At 38.2% G+C, this 19,939-nt stretch carries 15 protein-coding genes; 9 read left to right on the top strand and 6 right to left on the bottom strand.

Annotated features, from left to right (window positions below; all coding sequences use genetic code 11):
* Positions 1 to 12: 12 nt before the first annotated feature.
* The 4 genes from rpmG to rimO all read left to right on the top strand — a co-directional run bounded on the left by rpmG (position 13) and on the right by rimO (position 2,918).
* Entirely contained in the window at positions 13 to 195 is a 183-nt protein-coding gene (rpmG, locus tag EA772_RS09950) for a 50S ribosomal protein L33 (protein WP_010599807.1), read from the top strand.
* 85 nt (positions 196 to 280) lie between these two features.
* The gene (locus EA772_RS09945) at positions 281 to 436 is read left to right on the top strand and encodes a DUF4295 domain-containing protein (protein WP_010599808.1); all 156 of its coding nucleotides are present in this window, start codon (positions 281 to 283) and stop codon (positions 434 to 436) included.
* A gap of 82 nt (positions 437 to 518) precedes the next feature.
* The gene (gene ftsY / locus EA772_RS09940) at positions 519 to 1,481 is read left to right on the top strand and encodes a signal recognition particle-docking protein FtsY (RefSeq protein WP_010599809.1); all 963 of its coding nucleotides are present in this window, start codon (positions 519 to 521) and stop codon (positions 1,479 to 1,481) included.
* Positions 1,482 to 1,586: 105 nt separating this feature from the next.
* Positions 1,587 to 2,918 (top strand): 30S ribosomal protein S12 methylthiotransferase RimO, encoded by a 1,332-nt coding sequence (gene rimO, locus EA772_RS09935; RefSeq protein WP_116169563.1) that lies wholly within the window; start codon positions 1,587 to 1,589, stop codon positions 2,916 to 2,918.
* Positions 2,919 to 3,026: 108 nt separating this feature from the next.
* Here rimO and EA772_RS09930 read toward each other — a convergent pair whose 3' ends face one another.
* From EA772_RS09930 to EA772_RS09915, 4 genes are all read right to left on the bottom strand, one after another.
* Complete coding sequence (locus tag EA772_RS09930) at positions 3,027 to 3,368, bottom strand: hypothetical protein (protein WP_116169561.1); 342 nt, start codon at positions 3,366 to 3,368, stop codon at positions 3,027 to 3,029.
* Positions 3,369 to 3,544: 176 nt separating this feature from the next.
* Positions 3,545 to 4,543, bottom strand: coding sequence for an NAD(P)H-dependent glycerol-3-phosphate dehydrogenase (locus EA772_RS09925; protein ID WP_210405088.1), 999 nt, complete (start codon positions 4,541 to 4,543; stop codon positions 3,545 to 3,547).
* A gap of 237 nt (positions 4,544 to 4,780) precedes the next feature.
* Entirely contained in the window at positions 4,781 to 6,121 is a 1,341-nt protein-coding gene (locus EA772_RS09920) for an efflux RND transporter periplasmic adaptor subunit (protein WP_010603392.1), read from the bottom strand.
* Positions 6,122 to 6,208: 87 nt separating this feature from the next.
* Entirely contained in the window at positions 6,209 to 7,618 is a 1,410-nt protein-coding gene (locus tag EA772_RS09915) for a TolC family protein (RefSeq protein WP_246834082.1), read from the bottom strand.
* A 19-nt stretch (positions 7,619 to 7,637) separates the two neighbouring features.
* Here EA772_RS09915 and EA772_RS09910 point away from each other — a divergent pair, with 19 nt between their 5' ends.
* The 3 genes from EA772_RS09910 (at position 7,638) to EA772_RS09900 (ending at position 13,918) form a co-directional block, all read left to right on the top strand.
* A complete protein-coding gene (locus tag EA772_RS09910; protein WP_124912835.1) occupies positions 7,638 to 8,291 on the top strand; it encodes a polysaccharide deacetylase family protein in 654 nt (217 codons plus the stop codon).
* A 389-nt stretch (positions 8,292 to 8,680) separates the two neighbouring features.
* The gene (locus tag EA772_RS09905; RefSeq protein ID WP_124912833.1) at positions 8,681 to 11,446 is read left to right on the top strand and encodes a bifunctional aconitate hydratase 2/2-methylisocitrate dehydratase; all 2,766 of its coding nucleotides are present in this window, start codon (positions 8,681 to 8,683) and stop codon (positions 11,444 to 11,446) included.
* A gap of 192 nt (positions 11,447 to 11,638) precedes the next feature.
* Positions 11,639 to 13,918, top strand: coding sequence for an aconitate hydratase (locus tag EA772_RS09900; protein WP_116169558.1), 2,280 nt, complete (start codon positions 11,639 to 11,641; stop codon positions 13,916 to 13,918).
* A gap of 185 nt (positions 13,919 to 14,103) precedes the next feature.
* Here the strand turns inward: EA772_RS09900 and EA772_RS09895 are convergent, their stop codons facing one another.
* Positions 14,104 to 15,441, bottom strand: a complete 1,338-nt coding sequence (locus EA772_RS09895; RefSeq protein ID WP_124912831.1) for a GH1 family beta-glucosidase — start codon at positions 15,439 to 15,441, stop codon at positions 14,104 to 14,106.
* Between the two features lie 96 nt (positions 15,442 to 15,537).
* Between EA772_RS09895 and EA772_RS09890 the strand changes: the two genes are divergently transcribed.
* Both EA772_RS09890 and EA772_RS09885 read left to right on the top strand, forming a co-directional pair.
* Positions 15,538 to 16,698: a hypothetical protein gene (locus EA772_RS09890; protein ID WP_124912829.1), complete on the top strand. Its 1,161-nt coding sequence runs from the start codon at positions 15,538 to 15,540 to the stop codon at positions 16,696 to 16,698.
* 39 nt (positions 16,699 to 16,737) lie between these two features.
* Entirely contained in the window at positions 16,738 to 18,081 is a 1,344-nt protein-coding gene (locus EA772_RS09885; protein WP_124912827.1) for a gliding motility-associated C-terminal domain-containing protein, read from the top strand.
* A 1-nt stretch (position 18,082) separates the two neighbouring features.
* Here EA772_RS09885 and EA772_RS09880 read toward each other — a convergent pair whose 3' ends face one another.
* Positions 18,083 to 19,897, bottom strand: a complete 1,815-nt coding sequence (locus EA772_RS09880; RefSeq protein WP_124912825.1) for a DNA mismatch repair protein MutS — start codon at positions 19,895 to 19,897, stop codon at positions 18,083 to 18,085.
* Positions 19,898 to 19,939 lie beyond the last annotated feature (42 nt).

Genomic DNA, 19,939 nt, shown 5'->3' with positions numbered 1-19,939 from the left:
ATTAATATTAAAATGGCAAAAAAAGGTAACAGAGTTCAGGTTATTTTAGAATGTACTGAGCACAAAGAAAGTGGCATGCCAGGTATGTCTAGATATATTTCTACGAAAAACCGTAAAAACACTACTGAGCGTTTAGAATTGAAAAAATTCAACCCAGTATTGAGAAAAGTAACAGTACACAAAGAGATTAAATAAGATTGATGATTTAACGGTAGAAGGTTTAGGGTGTTTTAACCCGCATTCTATCAATCTATCATTCAATCATTAAAATTATAAGAACATGGCAAAGAAAGTAGTTGCAACCCTTAAAACCGGTACAGGTAAAGAATATTCGAAAGTAATTACAATGGTTAAATCACCTAAAACTGGTGCTTATTCATTCAAAGAACTTATCGTTCATAACGACCACGTAAAAGATGCTATCGCATCTAAATAAGGTTAATATTTTTTAATCAGAAAATATTAAAGGCCGTTCCGTTTTAACCGGGAGGGCTTTTTTTGTTATATAAAATTTAGATATGGGCTTATTTGATTTTTTCAAAAAGAAAGAAACTGCACCTGAAGCTCAGGAAGCACTTGATAAAGGTTTAGAGAAAACCAAAGATGGTTTTTTCAGCAAAATTACCAAGGCTGTTGCAGGAAAGTCAACCGTTGATGATGAGGTGCTCGATAACCTTGAAGAGGTTTTGGTAACTTCTGATGTAGGTGTAAGCACCACATTAAAAATCATTAAACGCATTGAAGAACGCGTTTCTAAAGACAAATATCTCAATACTTCGGAGCTTAACTTTATTTTAAGAGATGAGATTCAATTGCTGCTATCTGAAAATAACAGCAACGATTTCCGTCAGTTCGAGTATGGCGATCATAAACCTTATGTAATAATGGTGGTGGGTGTTAATGGCGTAGGTAAAACCACAACCATTGGCAAACTTGCACATAAACTTAAAGAATCGGGTTTAAAGGTGGTGTTAGGCGCAGCAGATACATTTAGAGCTGCTGCCGTTGACCAGATTAAACTTTGGGGACAGCGTGTAGATGTGAGAGTGGTTGCGCAACCAATGGGTTCGGATCCAGCATCTGTTGCTTTCGATACTTTACAATCGGCTGTAGCCAATGGCGAAGACGTTGTGATTATTGATACTGCTGGCCGATTACATAACAAAATTGGTTTAATGAACGAACTCGGTAAAATTAAACAAGTAATGCAAAAGGTGGTTCCGGGTGCGCCACACGAAATTCTGCTGGTATTGGATGCCTCAACAGGACAGAACGCTTTCGAGCAATGCAAACAATTTACCGAGGCTACTGATGTAAATGCCCTGGCGATTACTAAACTAGATGGTACAGCTAAAGGCGGCGTGGTGATCGGTATCTCAGATCAATTTAAAATTCCGGTGAAATATATTGGGGTAGGCGAAAAAATAGGCGATTTACAACTTTTTGATAAAAAAGAGTTTGTGAGTAGTTTGTTCAAATAACTGAACTAATTTATTCAGCCTTTATTGGCAAATAAAACCCTGAAATAAACTCAGGGTGCGGGACGCTCCCACTTGTTTAAGTAATAGTAAGATTAAGTGTAAAAGATGAATACCAAAATAGTAAGAAATAAAGCTGCAATTAAACAACCTAAAATCAACGTGATTACGTTAGGTTGTTCAAAAAACATATACGATTCAGAAGTATTGATGGGACAGTTACGTGGCAATAACCTAAATGTTGTTCACGAAGCTGACAAAATGGGCAAGGACGATATTGTTGTGATTAACACTTGCGGTTTCATTGATAATGCTAAACAGGAATCTATCGATACCATTCTGCAATTTAGCGAACTTAAAGAAGCGGGTAAAATTGGCAAAGTAGTGGTTACAGGTTGTTTATCTGAACGCTACAAACCAGAATTAGAATCAGAAATTACAAATGTTGATGCTTTTTTTGGCACCAATGATTTACAGAATATTTTACACGAATTAGGTGCAAACTATAAACATGAGCTGATTGGGGAACGTTTATTAACTACGCCATCGCACTTTGCTTATTTTAAAATTGCGGAGGGCTGTAACCGTCCATGTTCGTTTTGCGCCATTCCTTTAATGCGTGGAAAACACATGAGCAAACCAATGGAAGAATTGGTAAATGAGGCAAAAATATTAGCTAAAAACGGCACTAAGGAACTGATTCTTATTGCTCAGGATTTAACTTACTACGGCTTAGATTTATACGGCGTTCGTAAACTTGATGAGTTGATGCGTCGTTTATCTGACGTTCCGGGAATTGAATGGATTCGTTTACAATATGCTTATCCAAGTGGTTTTCCGATGGAGATTTTAGATGCAATGAATGAGCGTGATAATATCTGCAAATACCTGGATATGCCATTGCAGCACATTACCGACAATATGCTAAAATCGATGCGCCGTGGTACAACGAAGCAGAAAACGATTGATTTGGTAAACCAGATTAGAGACAAAGTGCCAAACATCGCTATGCGTACTACATTAATTTGCGGTTACCCTGGCGAAACTGAATATGACTTTCAAGAAATGAAAGAATGGGTTGCCGAAACCAAGTTCGACCGTTTAGGTTGCTTTACTTATTCTCATGAAGAAAAAACACATGCACATACTTTGGTCGATGACATTCCTGAAGAAGTAAAACAACAACGAGTTGACGACATTATGGAAATTCAACAGGGTATTTCTTTCGATATTAACCAGGACAAAGTTGGACAGACTTTCAAAGTTTTGGTTGATAAGAAAGAAGGTGATTTTTTTGTAGGCAGAACCGAATTCGATTCACCAGAAGTTGACAATGAGGTACTTATTGATGCAGCAACAGGATATGCAGCCAACGGAAGTTTTGTACATGTAAAAATTGATAGAGCTGAAGATTTTGACTTGTACGGAACGATTGTTTAAATGCTTAAAGCCCAAAAACATACCTTTCGGGCTTATCTTAGGTATTTTTCTTTAAAACAAAGTAGATAATATAAAAAACCGATACTTTAATATCGGTTTTTTATATTATTAGTTTTTAGGCTCTGGTCTGTTTTTAATCTGGCTAGGTTTTAACCAAATTTTTGCACCCTTAGCGTTCACGTAATATTTCTCATTTTTAGAGTTGATATAAACGTTTGAGCCATCTGGAGCCATTTTACCTTTCCAGGTTTTATCAGCAACTTTTGAGCCCCCTTTTACAGCAACTTCAGCCGTTTTATTACCAACTGATTTAGCACCTTTACCTATGGCTTTACCAGTTTGATCTAATGCTTTACCAACTTCTGTTTTTTTCTCTTGTGCATTAACACTTAAGGTTACACCGCCAAACAATGCGAGCGTTAGTAAACCTATTGCAAATTTCTTTTTCATGACAGCTATACTTTTATTTTAATCAACAACAGTTGCCTGGGCAATTTGTTTTAAATAGCAGTACAGCAACTTGTTAAATAAACCTTCTTGGAGCGGTATCCCCCGATTTTTCATCGGGGATTTAGCGAAAAGAAGGACTGCATTAACCGATCAGCACAAAATTTGCTTTTCAAATCTTAATTTAAGCGCTCTGCAAGTAGTTTCATCTCAATTTGTGGCGATCGGTTCTCATACAAAATATTATGAACGGCCTTGCTGATGGGCATATCTACATTATAAGCTGAATTTTTAATATGCATGCATTTAGCCGCATAATATCCTTCAGCAATCATATTCATTTCCAATTGCGCCGATTTAACAGTATAACCCTTGCCTACCATGTTGCCGAAAGTACGGTTACGACTGAATTGTGAGTAGGCTGTAACCAATAAATCGCCCAGGTATGCTGATTCCATAATATCGCGATTAATGGGATGAACAGCGTCTACAAAACGTTTGATTTCCCGGATGGCGTTACTGATTAAAACGGCCTGAAAATTATCGCCATAGCCAATGCCATGGCAAATACCACTGGCTACTGCATAAATATTTTTGAGCACTGCAGCGTATTCCGTTCCAAAAATATCATCTGATACATTGGTTTTGATATACCTGGTATTTAAAAAAGATGCGAAAATATTTGCCGTTTTAATTTCGGTACAAGCGATTGTGAGATAGGATAATTTCTCCAGCGCCACTTCTTCCGCATGGCAAGGGCCACTAACCACCAGGATATCTTCGAAAGGAACATCGTATTTTTCATGTAAAAACTCTCCGATAATCAGATTATCTTCCGGAACGATACCTTTGATGGCAGAAATAATTTTTTTGCCTCTCAAATTTGCACTCGTAACAGAGGTTAAGGTTTCTTTCAAAAATGCAGCAGGTACGTTTAAGATAACAAAATCGGCTTGTTTAACAATAGCGTTGATATCTGAGGAAATATTGCTTTCCGTAAATTTTATCTCAACCGAACTTAAATAGTGTGGATTATGCTTAAACTTCTTAATATGATCGATAGCTACCTCGTTGCGCATCCACCAAAAAATTTCCTTTTCAGATAAATTATCTGAAAGCATTTTTATAATGGCAGTCGCCCAGCTTCCGCCCCCTATCATTGCTATTTTAGGTACCATGTTATCAAAAAATGTTAAAGGTAAAAGGTGTGATTAACGGCAGAAGGTTTAAGAAATAAGGCTAAGGATTAGACACCACGTTCTTAAACCATACACCATACCACCTAAACCTTTATTTACACCTTAAGGCCGCAAGTTACTATTAATGGCAAATATTAAAACAAAAAAAATAAAAGGCGCAAGGTATAGACGCAAATATGCATCGTAAACCTTGCGCCTTAACTCTTTAGCTTAAACCTACTTTTTACCGTCTTTGCTAAATAATTGATCTTTTGCTGTTTTTTCTACAATCATGCCGTCTTTTAACTTGTTTTGGATTGCAGAATACGGACCAGTTACAATCTCCTGGCCTGCTTTTATGCCAGATTTCACGATAATAAACTGATCGTTCTGAATACCGGTTGATACTTCAACCTTCTTCACTTTTTTAGTTTTATCATCAAAGCTATACACAAACTGTTTAACTTTTTTATCTGTTAGCTTCGATTTTTGTTTGCTGGCGTTTTCATCATTTCCCTGATTTTTCTCGCCATCGCCACCTTTGCTATTTTCGGTAAACACAGCTTGAATAGGAATAGCCAAACCTTTAACCGTTTCACTTTCGATATCAACAGTGGCTGACATGCCCGGACGGAAAATAGACTGCTGTTTACCTTCTATCTCCTCAGAAATCCTGATTTTTACCGAGAAGTTGGTTACCTGATCAACAGAACTGGTAGTAGTAGTTCCAACAGCGGTTGATGAACTTGCAATTTCTGTGACCACACCCCTGAACTTTTTATCAGAAAAAGCATCAACTTCAATAGATGCTTTATCACCAACTTTTACACGGGTAATATCATTTTCATTTACATCAACGTTCACCTCCATTGAGGCCAAATTAGAAATACGCATGATTTCTGTACCAGCCATTTGTGAGGTACCCAAAATACGGTCGCCCAATTCGATTGATAATTTTGAAACCACACCATCAGCAGGTGCATAAATGGTTGTTCTGGCTAGGTTGGCACCCGCCTCTTTCACATTCGCACCAGTTTGCTCTAAGGTAAATTTAGCTCCTGTTACATTTTCTTTGGCACTGGCTAAATTTGCTTTAGCTGTTAAAAATGCAGCTTTTGCGGCATCAAACTCTGAAGCAGAAATCACCTTTTTGTTAAAAAGCTCCACGTTGCGTTTGTAAGTAGCTTCTGCATTTACAAAATTAGCCTGGTTTTGCACCAACTGTTGTTGTGCAGAGGCTACACTTGCTTTTTGGGCATTGTAAGTGGCTACGGTGCGTTCGTATCCTGATTGTAAGATATCAGGGCGAACCTTACAAAGCAATTGTCCGGCTTTTACAATATCGCCTTCTTTTACTTTCAACTCAACAACCTCACCCGATACTTCTGAACTTAGTTTAACTTCGGTTTCCGGTTGAATCTTACCACTTGCCGTTACTGTTTCAACAACAGTTTTATCTGATGCTTTTTCGGTAGTTACTTTTTCGGTTTTATCACCGCCAATAACTCCGGTTAATTTTAGTACTACTAAAATTGCAACGATAACACCAATGGTAATTAATATGTGCTTCAGTTTCATAATTGTTTAATGTATTTCGTTTGTTTGTATTAAAGTTGTAATGTCTTGAAGTTTGAAAGGTTAATTCTTTCTTCTTTCGTATGATGCTTAAAAAGTGATTTGCTTCCCTAGGTAGTAATCGATTACTTTAGCCCTGAAAATCAAATCGTATTTAGCCAGGATGAAATCGATTTCAGCTCTGTTTCTATTGGTTTGTGCGGTGCTATAATCCAGTGAATTTACTAAACCCACGTTATAACGCTGATCTATTACATAGAAAGCGTCTTTTTGAGCCTCGAATGCGTTCTGTGTAGAACTGAAGCGGCTTTTGGCTGCATTCAAATCTGCAACAGCCTGATTAATCACTTTAATTAAGTTGTTTTTAGCTAATGCTTCATCGGTTTTGCGTTGCAATAATGTAATTTTTGCCCTTCTAACATTTGATCTCGTTGAGAATCCGTTTAAAATCGGAATTTGAATGCCCATACTTACAAACTGTCCAAAGTTATCTGTTAACTGGTTACCAAAAGCTGCATTCGGACGAAGTGAACTTGCATTAAACTGGTAATAGTAGGCAGAACCTAAACCACCACCGAATGTAATTTGAGGAAAATAACTACCTCTTGCTACATCGACTGCCTTTTCAGCTGCTTTGGTATAATTCCAGGCCAATTTAATATCTGGAAACGTCTCCATAGCTTGTTTATAAATATCGTTCGGAACGTATGTAGTTTTTAAATTTTCGATTTCATTTACCAAAGGGGGCTGCACTTTGAACGTCATGGGTGGCTGTATTTCCATGAGCTGACCTAATGTTAAATAAGAAATGGTTAACTGGTTTTGTGCATCAGTTAGGTTTAATTCTGCAGTTGCAGCCTGCGATTTTGCCTGAGAAATATCTGCCAGTGTTTTATTACCCACATCGAGCAACGCCTGCTCGCGTTTCAAAGTAGAATTTGCAACTTCTAATTGTTGCTGTGTCGCTTTGACCTGGTCCTGGTTATTGAGTACCTGTAGATAAGCAGTTACCACCTGAAGAATCAAATCATTTTTTACTTTATCTACATTGGTTTTTCCTGCATCTAACAAAAATTTATTCTGTCTGATCTGGTTTATCCTTGTGCCGCCGCCGAAAAGTACCACGTTGGCATTAAGGTTTGGATTCAAATTATAATTCTGCGTGTTTTCGAATAAACCAGAAACTTGCTGACTCCTTCCCCATTGCATGGATTGATTAATACTTCCGTTTAAGGTTGGCAACAGTGCATTTTTAGACTGGCGTAAATCTTCTTCACTAATTGAGGCGCTAAATGCAGCCTGTTTAATATTTAAATTATTTTTTAAAGTATTTTCAACAGCCTGTTCGATGGTAATCACTTCTTGCGCCTTAATATTCTGACTAAAGCTTAACGCCAATAATAATGCAGATCCGGTAATAAACTTATTTTTGGTAAACATTTTCATAATTTGTTTCAAATCTATATAAACAACTTTAATAATTTCAATCTGTACAGGCATTTACTAACTTTGGTGTCAAATGTACCTGATCAAATCGCCGCTTCTGCTAAAATGGTATTATCCATCACTTCTGTGGAATAAATCCCGTACCGAAAAAGTTATTTATTTGACCTTTGACGATGGACCTATACCCAATGTTACAGATTTTGTGTTAAAAACTTTAAAAGCCTTTAATGCAAAAGCCACTTTTTTCTGTATCGGCGATAATATTGTAAAACATCCCGAAGTTTATGCTCATGTGATAAACGATGGGCATGCAGTCGGCAACCATACTTTTAACCACTTAAAAGGATGGAAAACTGATGATGAAACCTATATTGAAAATACCTTAATGTGCCAGCAACTTACACGCACTAACCTTTTTCGGCCACCTTACGGGAGGATAAAAAAGTCTCAAGTCCGTAGGCTCAAGTCTTTAGTTTTAGATCGAAGTGAATCCAGACTTTCGACTTCCAGTACCGGACTGCAAATCGTCATGTGGGATGTGCTTAGCGGTGACTTCGACATTAATCTTTCCCCGGAAAAATGCTACCAGAACGTTATAAACCATACGGAAAATGGTTCAATTGTAGTTTTTCATGATAGCCTGAAAGCTTTCGATCGACTGGAATATACACTACCGCGGGCTTTAAAATATTTTTCAGATAAGGGTTTCACTTTTTCATCGCTCTAATTTCAGCGATTGCTATGCCAATTAAAACAGATGGCATTGCAAGCAAATAAATCGGCATTTGAAAGACTGTTAATATTTGTAGCGTTCATAATTGAACAATGCTGTTCATTAATGGACAGTTATGGAAGGGCTTTTACTCGGTATAAGTTATTTGCGATGCATATCACATGTAATCCAGATATTTTTATTCCTGTTTAGAATAATTCTAAATTATGTAATCGACTGCCTAAATTGGTTTTAAGGGTTGTTTTTTGCTATTTTTGGCTTTAGCCAAACAACTGTGTTTTATCAATCCAGTTGAAACAAATTAATGTACAAAACCATATCCTTTTCAAGAAGCTAATGTATTTTCCACTTAAGCTCCTATTGAACAGGGTAAAATATCTAAGATGAGTATTTATAACGATTATATCCAGGAAATTGAAGATAGAAAAACCCAAGGTCTTCACCCTAAACCTATTGATGGAGCTGAATTAACAAGTGAAATTATCAGCCAAATTAAGAGTGTAAATAATTTTAACAGAGAAGAAGCTGTTAATTTTTTCATATTCAACACTTTGCCAGGCACAACAGCAGCGGCAGTTGTAAAAGCACAATTTTTAAAGGAAATTATTTTAGGCGAAGCTGTAGTAGCAGAAATCACGCCTGATTTTGCTTTTGAATTGTTATCACACATGAAGGGCGGTCCTTCAATCAAAGTATTGTTAGATATCGCTTTGGCTGATAATGGTGATCGGGCTAAAAAAGCAGCAGAAGTACTTAAAACTCAGGTTTTCTTATATGATGCGGATACAGACCGTTTGAAAGAAGCCTACCACAACGGAAATGAGATTGCCACACAAATTTTAGAAAGTTACGCCAATGCTGAATTCTTTACCAAGCTACCTGAAGTAGCAGAAGAAATTAAGGTAGTAACCTATATTGCTGGTATTGGGGATATTTCTACAGATTTATTGTCGCCAGGTAACCAGGCGCACTCTCGCTCAGATCGTGAACTGCATGGTAAATGTATGATCACGCCACAAGCTCAGGCGGAAATAAAAGCCTTACAGGCACAACATCCAGATAAAAGTGTAATGTTGGTTGCTGAAAAAGGAACAATGGGTGTAGGCTCTTCACGCATGTCGGGTGTAAATAACGTTGCTTTATGGACAGGAAAAAGATCCAGCCCTTATATTCCGTTTGTGAATATTGCCCCTATTGTTGGTGGTACAAATGGTATTTCTCCAATTTTCTTAACAACAGTTGATGTAACTGGTGGTATTGGTATCGATCTGCAAAACTGGGTAAAGAAAACAGACGAAAATGGAAATGTAATCCGTAACGAAAATGATGAGCCTGTTTTAGAAGAAGTATTTTCGGTAGCAACAGGAACGGTATTAACCATTAATACCAGAACTAAAAAATTATACAACGGCGATCAGGAGCTGATTAATATTTCAAAAGCATTGACCCCGCAAAAAATGGAATTTATCAAAGCAGGTGGTTCTTATGCCATTGTGTTTGGTAAAAAAATTCAAACATTTGCTGCTAAAATTTTAAATATTGAAGCACCAACCGTATTTGCTCCGGCTAAAGAAGTATATATTGAAGGGCAGGGACTTACTGCTGCAGAAAAAATATTCAATAGAAATGCAGTAGGTTTAACACAAGGAAAAATTTTGCACGCCGGATCTGATGTTCGTGTAGAAGTGAACATTGTGGGTTCTCAGGATACTACGGGTTTGATGACTGCGCAAGAGTTAGAGGCGATGGCTGCGACCGTGATTTCTCCGATTGTAGATGGTGCTTATCAATCGGGTTGCCATACCGCATCTGTTTGGGATAAAAAAGCGCAGGCTAACATTCCTAAATTGATGAAGTTTATGAATGAATTCGGTGTAATTACAGCCCGTGACCCTAAAGGTGAATATCACGCCATGACGGATGTGATTCACAAAGTATTGAATGACATTACCATTGACGAATGGGCCATTATCATCGGTGGCGACTCACACACTCGCATGTCAAAAGGTGTAGCATTCGGTGCAGATTCTGGTACTGTAGCCTTGGCATTGGCAACTGGTGAGGCGGCGATGCCGATTCCTGAATCCGTTAAAGTAACTTTCAGAGGTGAAATGAAACCGCACATGGATTTCCGCGATGTAGTACATGCCACACAATTGCAAATGCTGCAACAATTCGATGGTGAAAACGTGTTCCAGGGTCGTATCATCGAGGTACACATTGGTACGCTATTAGCAGATCAAGCCTTTACTTTTACCGATTGGACTGCTGAGATGAAAGCAAAAGCATCTATCTGTATTTCTCAGGATGATACCTTAATTGAGTCTTTAGAGATTGCAAAAAGTCGTATCCAAATCATGATTGATAAGGGGATGGACAACCACAACCAGGTTTTGCAAGGATTGATTAATAAGGCCAACAAACGTATTGAAGAGATTAAAACAGGTATCAAACCTGCTTTGATGCCAGATACAAATGCGAAGTATTACGCTGAAGTAGTAATTGATTTGGATATTATCAATGAGCCAATGATTGCCGATCCGGACGTAAATAACGTAGATGTTTCCAAACGTTACACGCATGATACGATCAGAGATTTAACTTTCTACGGTGGTGATAAAAAAGTAGACCTTAGCTTCGTGGGTTCTTGCATGGTGCATAAAGACGACTTGAAAATTGTTTCTCAAATGCTTAAAAACATAGAGAACCAAACCGGTAAAGTTGAATTCAAAGCGCCGTTGGTGGTAGCTGCTCCAACTTATAACATTATTGATGAATTAAAGGCTGAAGGAGACTGGGAGTATTTACAAAAGTATTCTGGATTTGAATTTAGCGATGCATTACCAAAAAGCACCGCTCGTACAGAATATGAAAATATCATGTATTTAGAGCGTCCGGGTTGTAACCTATGCATGGGTAATCAGGAAAAAGCTGCCAAAGGTGATACAGTAATGGCTACTTCTACACGCTTGTTTCAGGGCCGTGTAGTAGAAGATAGAGATGGTAAAAAGGGAGAATCATTATTAGCTTCTACACCTGTTGTTGTTTTATCCGCTATCTTAGGTCGTATTCCGAACATTGAAGAATATAAAATGGCAGTAGATGGCATTAATCTAACTAAGTTTACGCCAATTTCTACAAAACAGTAGGAAACAATTAAACATATTTTTTGTTAATAAAGGGAGGCTGTCTGATGTATCGGATAGCCTCTTTAATTATGCAAGGAAATGCATAGAATGGTTTTAAATAACATATTTTGACAAATCTAAAAAATAAGTGTGTCAAAAATTGTTTAATTTAGTTAGCGTCGTTATTGACAACAATTTTAATAAAAATAGAGTATGGCTTTTGACATAGACATGATTAAAAAGGTATATGCAAACTTTGGTTCACGTGTAGACGCGGCCCGTAAGATTGTGGGTAGACCTTTAACATTATCTGAAAAAATATTATACGCTCACCTTTGGGATGGCGATCCTAAAAAATCATTCTCCCGTGGAACTGATTATGTTGATTTTGCCCCAGATAGAGTGGCAATGCAAGATGCAACCGCTCAAATGGCACTTTTACAATTTATGCAGGCCGGCCGCCCACAGGTTGCCGTACCTTCAACTGTACATTGCGATCACTTAATTACGGCTAAAGAAGGCGCCTCAATAGATTTACCTCACGCAAAAACTGAAAGTGCTGAAGTTTTTGATTTCCTATCTTCCGTATCAAATAAATATGGTATCGGTTTCTGGAAACCAGGAGCAGGTATTATCCACCAGGTGGTTTTGGAAAACTATGCCTTCCCTGGCGGATTAATGATTGGAACCGATTCACATACCGTGAATGCTGGTGGTTTAGGAATGGTTGCCATTGGTGTTGGCGGTGCGGATGCTTGTGATGTGATGGCTGGTTTACCTTGGGAACTTAAATTTCCTAAGTTAATTGGCGTTAAGTTAACAGGAAAGTTAAACGGCTGGACTGCTGCTAAGGATGTGATTCTAAAAGTGGCTGGTATTTTAACCGTAAAAGGCGGTACGGGTGCCATTGTAGAATATTTTGGAGATGGTGCAGTTAACCTAAGCTGTACTGGTAAAGGTACCATTTGTAACATGGGTGCAGAGATTGGTGCGACCACTTCTACTTTTGGTTATGATGAAAGCATGGAACGTTATTTACGCTCTACAGATCGTAATGATGTTGCTGATGAAGCCAATAAAATCAAAGAATATTTAACCGGTGATGCTGAAGTTTATGCTGATCCTGAAAATTATTTCGACCAGGTTATCGAGATTGATTTAGATACCTTAGAACCATACCTAAATGGTCCTTTTACGCCAGATTTAGCCACTCCGGTTTCTCAAATGAAAGTAGAAGCAGAGAAAAATGGCTGGCCTTTGAAAGTGGAATGGGGTTTAATTGGTTCTTGTACCAACTCTTCTTATGAGGATTTATCAAGAGCAGCATCAATTGCTAATCAAGCCATTTCAAAAGGTTTAGTTACTAAAGCCGAATTTGGTATTAATCCAGGTTCTGAGCAGGTACGTTACACTGCTGATCGTGATGGTTATCTGAAAACTTTTGAAGATTTAAACGCTACCATCTTTACTAATGCCTGCGGACCATGTATTGGGATGTGGGACAGAACTGGTGCAGAAAAAGCGGAGAAGAATACCATCGTTCACTCTTTTAACAGAAACTTTGCAAAACGTGCCGACGGTAACCCTAATACTTTTGCTTTTGTAGCTTCACCAGAAATGGTTGCAGCCATTGCAATTGCTGGCGATTTAGGTTTTAATCCATTGACTGATACGTTAACCAACGATAAAGGCGAGCAGATTAAATTAGATCCGCCAACTGGTTTCGAATTACCAACGAAAGGCTTTGCTGTTGAAGATGCAGGTTATCAGGCACCGGCAGAAGATGGTTCAAATGTGGAGGTTTTAGTTTCTCCAACCTCGCACCGTTTGCAATTGCTAGATCCATTTACCCCATGGGAAGGTACAGATTTAAAAGGTTTAAAACTATTAATCAAGGCTAAGGGCAAATGTACAACAGATCATATTTCTATGGCCGGTCCTTGGTTAAAATTCCGTGGTCACCTGGATAACATTTCAAACAACATGTTAATCGGTGCAGTAAATTACTTCAACGATAAAACAGATAACGTAAAGAATGAATTAACAGGTGAATACGGACCCGTTCCTGCGACTCAGCGTGATTATAAGGCAGCTGGCTTTGGCTCAATTGTAATTGGCGATGAAAACTATGGTGAAGGGTCATCTCGTGAGCATGCAGCGATGGAACCTCGTCATTTAGGTGTGCGTGCGGTATTGGTTAAATCTTTCGCCCGTATTCATGAAACTAACCTTAAAAAACAAGGTATGTTGGGCTTAACTTTTGCTGATAAAGATGATTACGAAAAGATTTTAGAAGGTGATACTATTGATATCTTGGGCTTAACAGAATTTGCTCCAGATAAACCATTAACCTTGGTGTTACACCACTTAGATGGTACTGAAGAGCGTTTTCCGGTGAATCACAGTTATAATGCTCAACAAATCGACTGGTTTAAGGCTGGCGGTGCGTTGAACATCATCAGGGCTGAAGCCGCTGCGAAAGCTGGCGCTTAGTTAGACATAACTATAAATATTACAAATCCCGTTTTGAGTAAAATCAAGGCGGGATTTTTTGTGCATTATTTCCCGCAAATTTAAAATGATAATTATAGTATGTATTTGCAGATTTCTTCAACAAACAGAAAGCTTCAATCTATTAAATCTGTAAACCTGATCAGCGAAAATTTGCGGCAAATGACCTAATTCCTTAAAAATTCCTGCCACCAATAACCAGAATATTTGATGGTACGTTTAAGCGTTTTAAAATCAGTATGTACCAACCCGAACCTGGCATTGAAACCTTCTGCCCATTCAAAATTATCCATTAACGTCCAGGCCATATAACCTGAAATATTTATACCCTCGTTTTTTGCTTTCAATACAGCAGCCAGATATAGCTCAAAATATTCAATCCTTTCTGCATCCACAACGCTTCCTTCAATCAGTTTATCATGATAAGCGGCACCATTCTCTGTTATCATGATATTTTTAACATTTGGATAAGCAGCAAATTGTTTAACAATATTATAAAAGCTATTGGCATTTATTTCCCAACCCATAGCTGTATGCGGTTTTTTTCTACTTTTTGCCTTTACCTCCCAAGCCTGTATTACCGGAATAAAAGCATTAAATTTAACCGTGAGCGGAAAATAATTTTGCAGCCCTATAAAGTCAAAATCAAATTTCATCCGATCATTTAAACGCCAGGTTCCATATTCGATTTGAAATTTCTCCAGCAGATCCCAATCCGCTGTAGGAAAACCTAAACCCAAGGCAGGTTCTATAAATAATCTATTCATTAAACTATCTACCCGTTTAGCGGCAAGAAGATCATTTTCACTTTGTGTATAAGGAATAATTTCTGAGCAGGAATAGGTGGTTCCAATATTTGTCTGGCTGATTTCTGCCCGCAGAATTTTTCCACCCTCAGCCTGTGCCAAAGCAGTATGAAAAACGGCGGGGAAGAAATTGCTTAATCCGGTTTTTCCAGGCGCATGAATGCCTAGCATATAACCCAAAGAAGTATAGCCAAAAGGTTCGTTTAGTATAATCCAGTTTTTTACTTTATCGCCATACTCCAATGCACAAATACTAACAAAAGCATTAAATGCGGCATTGATGCTGAAACTTGTCCAACCGCCTTCATCTTCTAAAGCTTGCGGCAAATCCCAATGGTATAGTGTAACATAAGGTGTGATCCCTTGCGTTAAACATTCGTTAATCAGGTTATGATAAAACCGTATTCCTTCCTGATTTACCTTACCCCTTCCTAAAGGTAAAATCCGAGGCCAGGAAATAGAAAACCGAAATATTTGAAAACCAAGTAATTTGACCAACGCTATATCTTCCTGGTAACGATGATAGAAATCGCAGGCAAGGCTAAGCTTATGGTTATTCTTAATTTTTCCCTTGCGATTGGTAAAGGTATCCCAAATAGACTTACCCTTCCCATACAAATCTGCCGCCCCCTCAATTTGCGGCGCTGCTGTGGCAACACCCCAAAGGAAGTCAGGTCCAAAATCAGTGGCTTTGATCATAGTTAATTCTGCTGGGCTCAAGTTGCAACTTTAATATTAACAAAACATTAAGTATTTAGTATTCAAAATGAAAACATTTTTTAATAGTTTTACTTTATGCGCTTATCATTAACTCTCTTATTAATTGTCATATTTTGCGCTAAGCTATGGGCAAATTTTGCGCCACCAACTAATGATGAGTTAGCTAATGCCATAAACATTTTAAATACAACAGCTTTTTGTAGTGCGGAGGGAGCATACAGTAATACCGATGCTACCTCCAGCAGCATGTACAATAAGCCCACGAGCTGGATAGAAACCGGTAAAGATGTTTGGTTTAAATTCACAGCCACCAAGTACGATGTCAATATTTCAGTTAGCGGCCAGGTTAATGCCACTAGCACAAATACATTGGTAAACCCGTTAGTCGCACTTTATACGTTTGAAACTGGAGCAACCGGAATTAGCGAATTGATTGGATCCTCTACAACTTCCAGTAATGTTACTTCATTTTACAAAGGCGCACTAATACCCGGGCAGGTTTATTATGTTCGGGTAAGTGCTGCAAATGAAAATACCGGCACATTTAAACTTTGCCTTGATAATTATTTTCCACCCATGCAACCTGGGCAAGATTGTGGCACCGTTTCTATTCTCTGCTCCAAAGAAACGTTTACGCAATTAAATGTTACAGGCACCGGATCGAGCAGAAATGAATCGGCAGGTACGTGTTTAGGCACGGAGTCAAACTCGGCCTGGTATATGTTTAAAGCATCCAAAGCCGGATCTTTTACTTTTGTAATCACACCAACGGTTATCTCTAATGATATCGACTGGATATTCTATGATTTAGGGATAAATGGTAATTGCAGCATGGTCAATGCATCAAATGCAATCAGGTGTGCTGCAGGCAGCGGGGTTAACTGTTCACCAAGTTATTATAAAACCGGTTTGAGTATGACCGAAACGGATTTAACTGAAGCGTCTGGTTGCCCTGCGGGGCAGAATGGTTTTGTGAAATATGTTGATTTGGAAGAAAACCATACCTATGCTATTCTTATCGACAATTTTTCCAGCGGGAACAACGGTTTTACTTTGGAATTTGGGGGAGATGCCGATTTAGCCGGTCCAAGTGCGGAGATTGCTGTTCAAAAATTAAATCCCTGTACAGATAGCCAGTCATACGTTTTTGAAGCTGTTGCTTCTAACTATGCTGATTTAAAATGGTCGTTTGGTGAAGGTGGAAGTGTGACAACAGCAAATGGAATTGGTCCTTAAACCCTTACTTATAGCACACCTGGCGAGAAGGTAGTCGTTTTGGAAGCAAAAGCAGCAAACGGTTGCAGCGTAATTACCACCCAGAGTTTTATTGTGGCTAAAACACCAGAGAAACCAGCAATTACTGCATCAGATATTAACCTCTGTCAGGGAGATCTATTGCAACTTTCAACACCCTCTGTAGCGCTCGCCACATACCATTGGAGCGGACCAAATGGTTTTACATCTGCTGACCAGAACCCTTCTATACCAAATGTTGGTCCGGAGCATGTTGGCATTTATAAACTATTTGTTCAGGTTGGCGATTGCATTAGTCAGGAAAATTCAGTAGAAATTTTATCGGTAGACTTAAAACCTGAAGCTGCCTTCTCTATTGTGGTTAATAATAAATGCGAATCCAATCAAAGCTTTTCTTTCATCAATGAATCAAAGAATTACACCAAAATAAACTGGAGTTTTGATCCTTCGGTAAAAACAAATGTTAATGCTGCCAACGATAGCAAGCTCATTACTTTTAATGCTCCCGGATTAAAAACCGTTACATTAACAATTGAAACCAACAACGGTTGTACATCTGTTTTCACACAGGATATTCTGGTCGAAATTAAGCCAGAGCTGCCTGAAATTACGATTAACCAACCTGCATTCTGCTTGAATGATGTAATTAGGTTGTCGGTACCTGAACAACAAAATATGAGTTATGCCTGGAGTGGTCCGAACAATTTCACGGCGACAACCAGCAGCATCGAAATTCCGGTAACTAACTTCAATCAAGCTGGAGAATACCGTATTGTGCTCACTTCAGGCACCTGCAGTTCAGATCCTGCCTCGATCATTATTCCTCCAATTGCCAGCGTTCCAGTTGCCAGTTTCTACACTGAACCATCATTCAATGTTAAATTTTCGGTACCTGCACCTGTCAGTTTTGTCAATACTTCTAAATATGGCGATTATTTCGAATGGAATTTTGGCGATGGCACCCTTTCATCAGAAAGAAATCCAGTACATACTTATCAAACAGATGGCACCTTTCAAATCACTTTAACCGCATTTTCAAATAACGGCTGCTCAAATTCCATCACGCAGGGCGATTTAATCATTAGAAAAGAAGCTTCCATTTTTACGCCCAATGCATTTTCACCAAATGGCGATGGTGTAAATGATGAATTTGTGGTAGGTATTACTAATTTAAAACGTTACAGAATTCAGATTTACAACCGCTATGGAAGCCAGGTATTTTTTACAGATAACATTTTCGACAACTGGAAAGGAACTTTCAAAAATAACGAGCTACCAACAGGCGTTTATTACTACGTAATTTTCGGCACACACCTAAACAACACCACTGTAAAGTATACCGGATCAGTTACGCTATTGAGATAAACTAAGTTAAGCTTAAACCAATTTGCTTCAACAAGATTGCGGCATTAAAAGTTGAACACGGTCCTTGCTTTAGTTTATAGTCAAATTTCATTTCACCATTAGTAAATTGAATATCAAAGTGAAAATTGCGAACCTCTTGCGGATAGTCATCTTTTAAATCTGCCAGCTGCAAATCGTGGGTTGCAAATAAACCAGGCGTTTTTTCGGCAATTAACTTCTCAATAAAAACTTTTGATCCTGAATATTTATCCTTGCTGTTGGTTCCGCGTAACATTTCATCGATCAACACAAAGGTATTTTTATCCTGTTTAATGTTGTTCAAAATCATTTTTAAACGATCAAGCTCTGCCTTAAATGTTGAAGTACTTTCGTTCAGCGAATCTTTAATTTTCATGTAACTATTAATCGAGAACACAGAGAGCTGCAATGATTTAGCATTCACCGGTGCTCCGGCATAGGCCAAAACCATATTAATACCAAGGGTGCGTAAAAACGTACTTTTCCCTGCCATGTTCGATCCGGTTACGATATCAACTGTAGGAGATTGTTCTAAGCAAAAATCATTATTCACTCTTTTATCGGCAGCAATTAAAGGATGACCTATTTCTGTTCCTTCAAGGCTGAATACATTTTCCATTTCAGGAAATACCCACTCCGGATGATTGTGTGCCAATGTAGCGAATGAAATAAGCTCTTCGAAATCACCCAGATGATCTAAAGCAGTAATCACATCTTTTGATGATGATTGATACCATTTATCGAGACTGATGCAACACTGCAAATCCCATAAAAACAATCCGTTTAAAAAACCTCCAACGATCAAATTCAATCTGGCATCAAACTTTTGAATCACCTTCGATAAAGTCCTGATTTCTTTGCTCACGGGGATTTCTGAAGTGAACAACCGGCGAATGTAACTGCTTTTCCACTGATGTTCTTCAGTCCATTTTATGGCTTTGGCATAACTGTTTAATAAACCTGATCCGCCACCAAAACTGTAAAAAACCAAATTGATTTTGGAATTGAGGAATATATTCATCCCCAGATGGATGAATACAAAAAGCCCTAGCAAGTTACTAAACAAACCACCAATAAAAATTGCAGCCAAAACCAATGCAAAGGTTAAGTAAGGCGCAGTGGCTACATAAAAACGCAAAAATTGCCCACGTACAAATAAAAGTTGCTGACCAAGGCTTCCTTCTAACTGGGTTTTTATTTGTTCAATTTTTTCAATGTCGTGGCCATGCAGGTTGGCCCTAAAATCATATGTTTCTGCTATTTTTTCCTGCATTTCTTTAACCGCCTCTTGCCGGGCTAAAATTTCGTCTTTGGTTAATTTGTTTGCCAATCGATTTGAGAGCAATATTTTACCTGTTTTGGTGTAACACCTGTTAATCAATTCGAACAGTGAAGCCCTTCCGAAAATATCAAGATCAGAAGTGTAAGGATGAGACTCCGATTCAAACTGGCTACCGTCATCATAACCATTTGGTTGAGCATTCAATTGATTCCACTCGTTCTGATAAACCCAATGCAATTGTTTTTGGTATTCGATTTCACGATCGAGCTTAGCTTGTTTTCTAACAACATATACAAATCCAACCACAGGCAATAGGAGTAAAACTTGGATTAGCGTCCTGCTGTTATCATCTGCTGAATTTAATAGCAAAACGAAAAATAGAACCTCAGCTAAAAACAAGCCTATCCGTACTAATGAGAGCTGATCTACCAGCTTTTTGGTTTGGTTAATTTGTGCGGTAACTTCAGTTATTTTTTGGCCGTAGCCAGATATTATTTGTGCTTGGGTTTTTAACATTATCTTTGAATCGCGGAAAATTCTAAAGATAGGAAAATATTA

The sequence above is a fragment of the Pedobacter sp. G11 genome (assembly GCF_003860265.1).
Taxonomy (GTDB): Bacteria; Bacteroidota; Bacteroidia; order Sphingobacteriales; family Sphingobacteriaceae; genus Pedobacter; species Pedobacter agri.
Note: the sequence above shows the minus strand (reverse complement) of the source record. Positions and strands in the feature narration are given on the sequence as shown.

What these genes read in the sequence shown, in the direction of transcription:
- rpmG (WP_010599807.1), top strand. Translation starts at nt 13, where the DNA reads ATGGCAAAAAAAGGTAACAGAGTTCAGGTTATTTTAGAATGTACTGAG.
- EA772_RS09945 (WP_010599808.1), top strand. Translation starts at nt 281, where the DNA reads ATGGCAAAGAAAGTAGTTGCAACCCTTAAAACCGGTACAGGTAAAGAA.
- ftsY (WP_010599809.1), top strand. Translation starts at nt 519, where the DNA reads ATGGGCTTATTTGATTTTTTCAAAAAGAAAGAAACTGCACCTGAAGCT.
- rimO (WP_116169563.1), top strand. Translation starts at nt 1,587, where the DNA reads ATGAATACCAAAATAGTAAGAAATAAAGCTGCAATTAAACAACCTAAA.
- EA772_RS09930 (WP_116169561.1), bottom strand. Translation starts at nt 3,368, where the DNA reads ATGAAAAAGAAATTTGCAATAGGTTTACTAACGCTCGCATTGTTTGGC.
- EA772_RS09925 (WP_210405088.1), bottom strand. Translation starts at nt 4,543, where the DNA reads ATGGTACCTAAAATAGCAATGATAGGGGGCGGAAGCTGGGCGACTGCC.
- EA772_RS09920 (WP_010603392.1), bottom strand. Translation starts at nt 6,121, where the DNA reads ATGAAACTGAAGCACATATTAATTACCATTGGTGTTATCGTTGCAATT.
- EA772_RS09915 (WP_246834082.1), bottom strand. Translation starts at nt 7,618, where the DNA reads ATGCCTGTACAGATTGAAATTATTAAAGTTGTTTATATAGATTTGAAA.
- EA772_RS09910 (WP_124912835.1), top strand. Translation starts at nt 7,638, where the DNA reads ATGTACCTGATCAAATCGCCGCTTCTGCTAAAATGGTATTATCCATCA.
- EA772_RS09905 (WP_124912833.1), top strand. Translation starts at nt 8,681, where the DNA reads ATGAGTATTTATAACGATTATATCCAGGAAATTGAAGATAGAAAAACC.
- EA772_RS09900 (WP_116169558.1), top strand. Translation starts at nt 11,639, where the DNA reads ATGGCTTTTGACATAGACATGATTAAAAAGGTATATGCAAACTTTGGT.
- EA772_RS09895 (WP_124912831.1), bottom strand. Translation starts at nt 15,441, where the DNA reads ATGATCAAAGCCACTGATTTTGGACCTGACTTCCTTTGGGGTGTTGCC.
- EA772_RS09890 (WP_124912829.1), top strand. Translation starts at nt 15,538, where the DNA reads ATGCGCTTATCATTAACTCTCTTATTAATTGTCATATTTTGCGCTAAG.
- EA772_RS09880 (WP_124912825.1), bottom strand. Translation starts at nt 19,897, where the DNA reads ATGTTAAAAACCCAAGCACAAATAATATCTGGCTACGGCCAAAAAATA.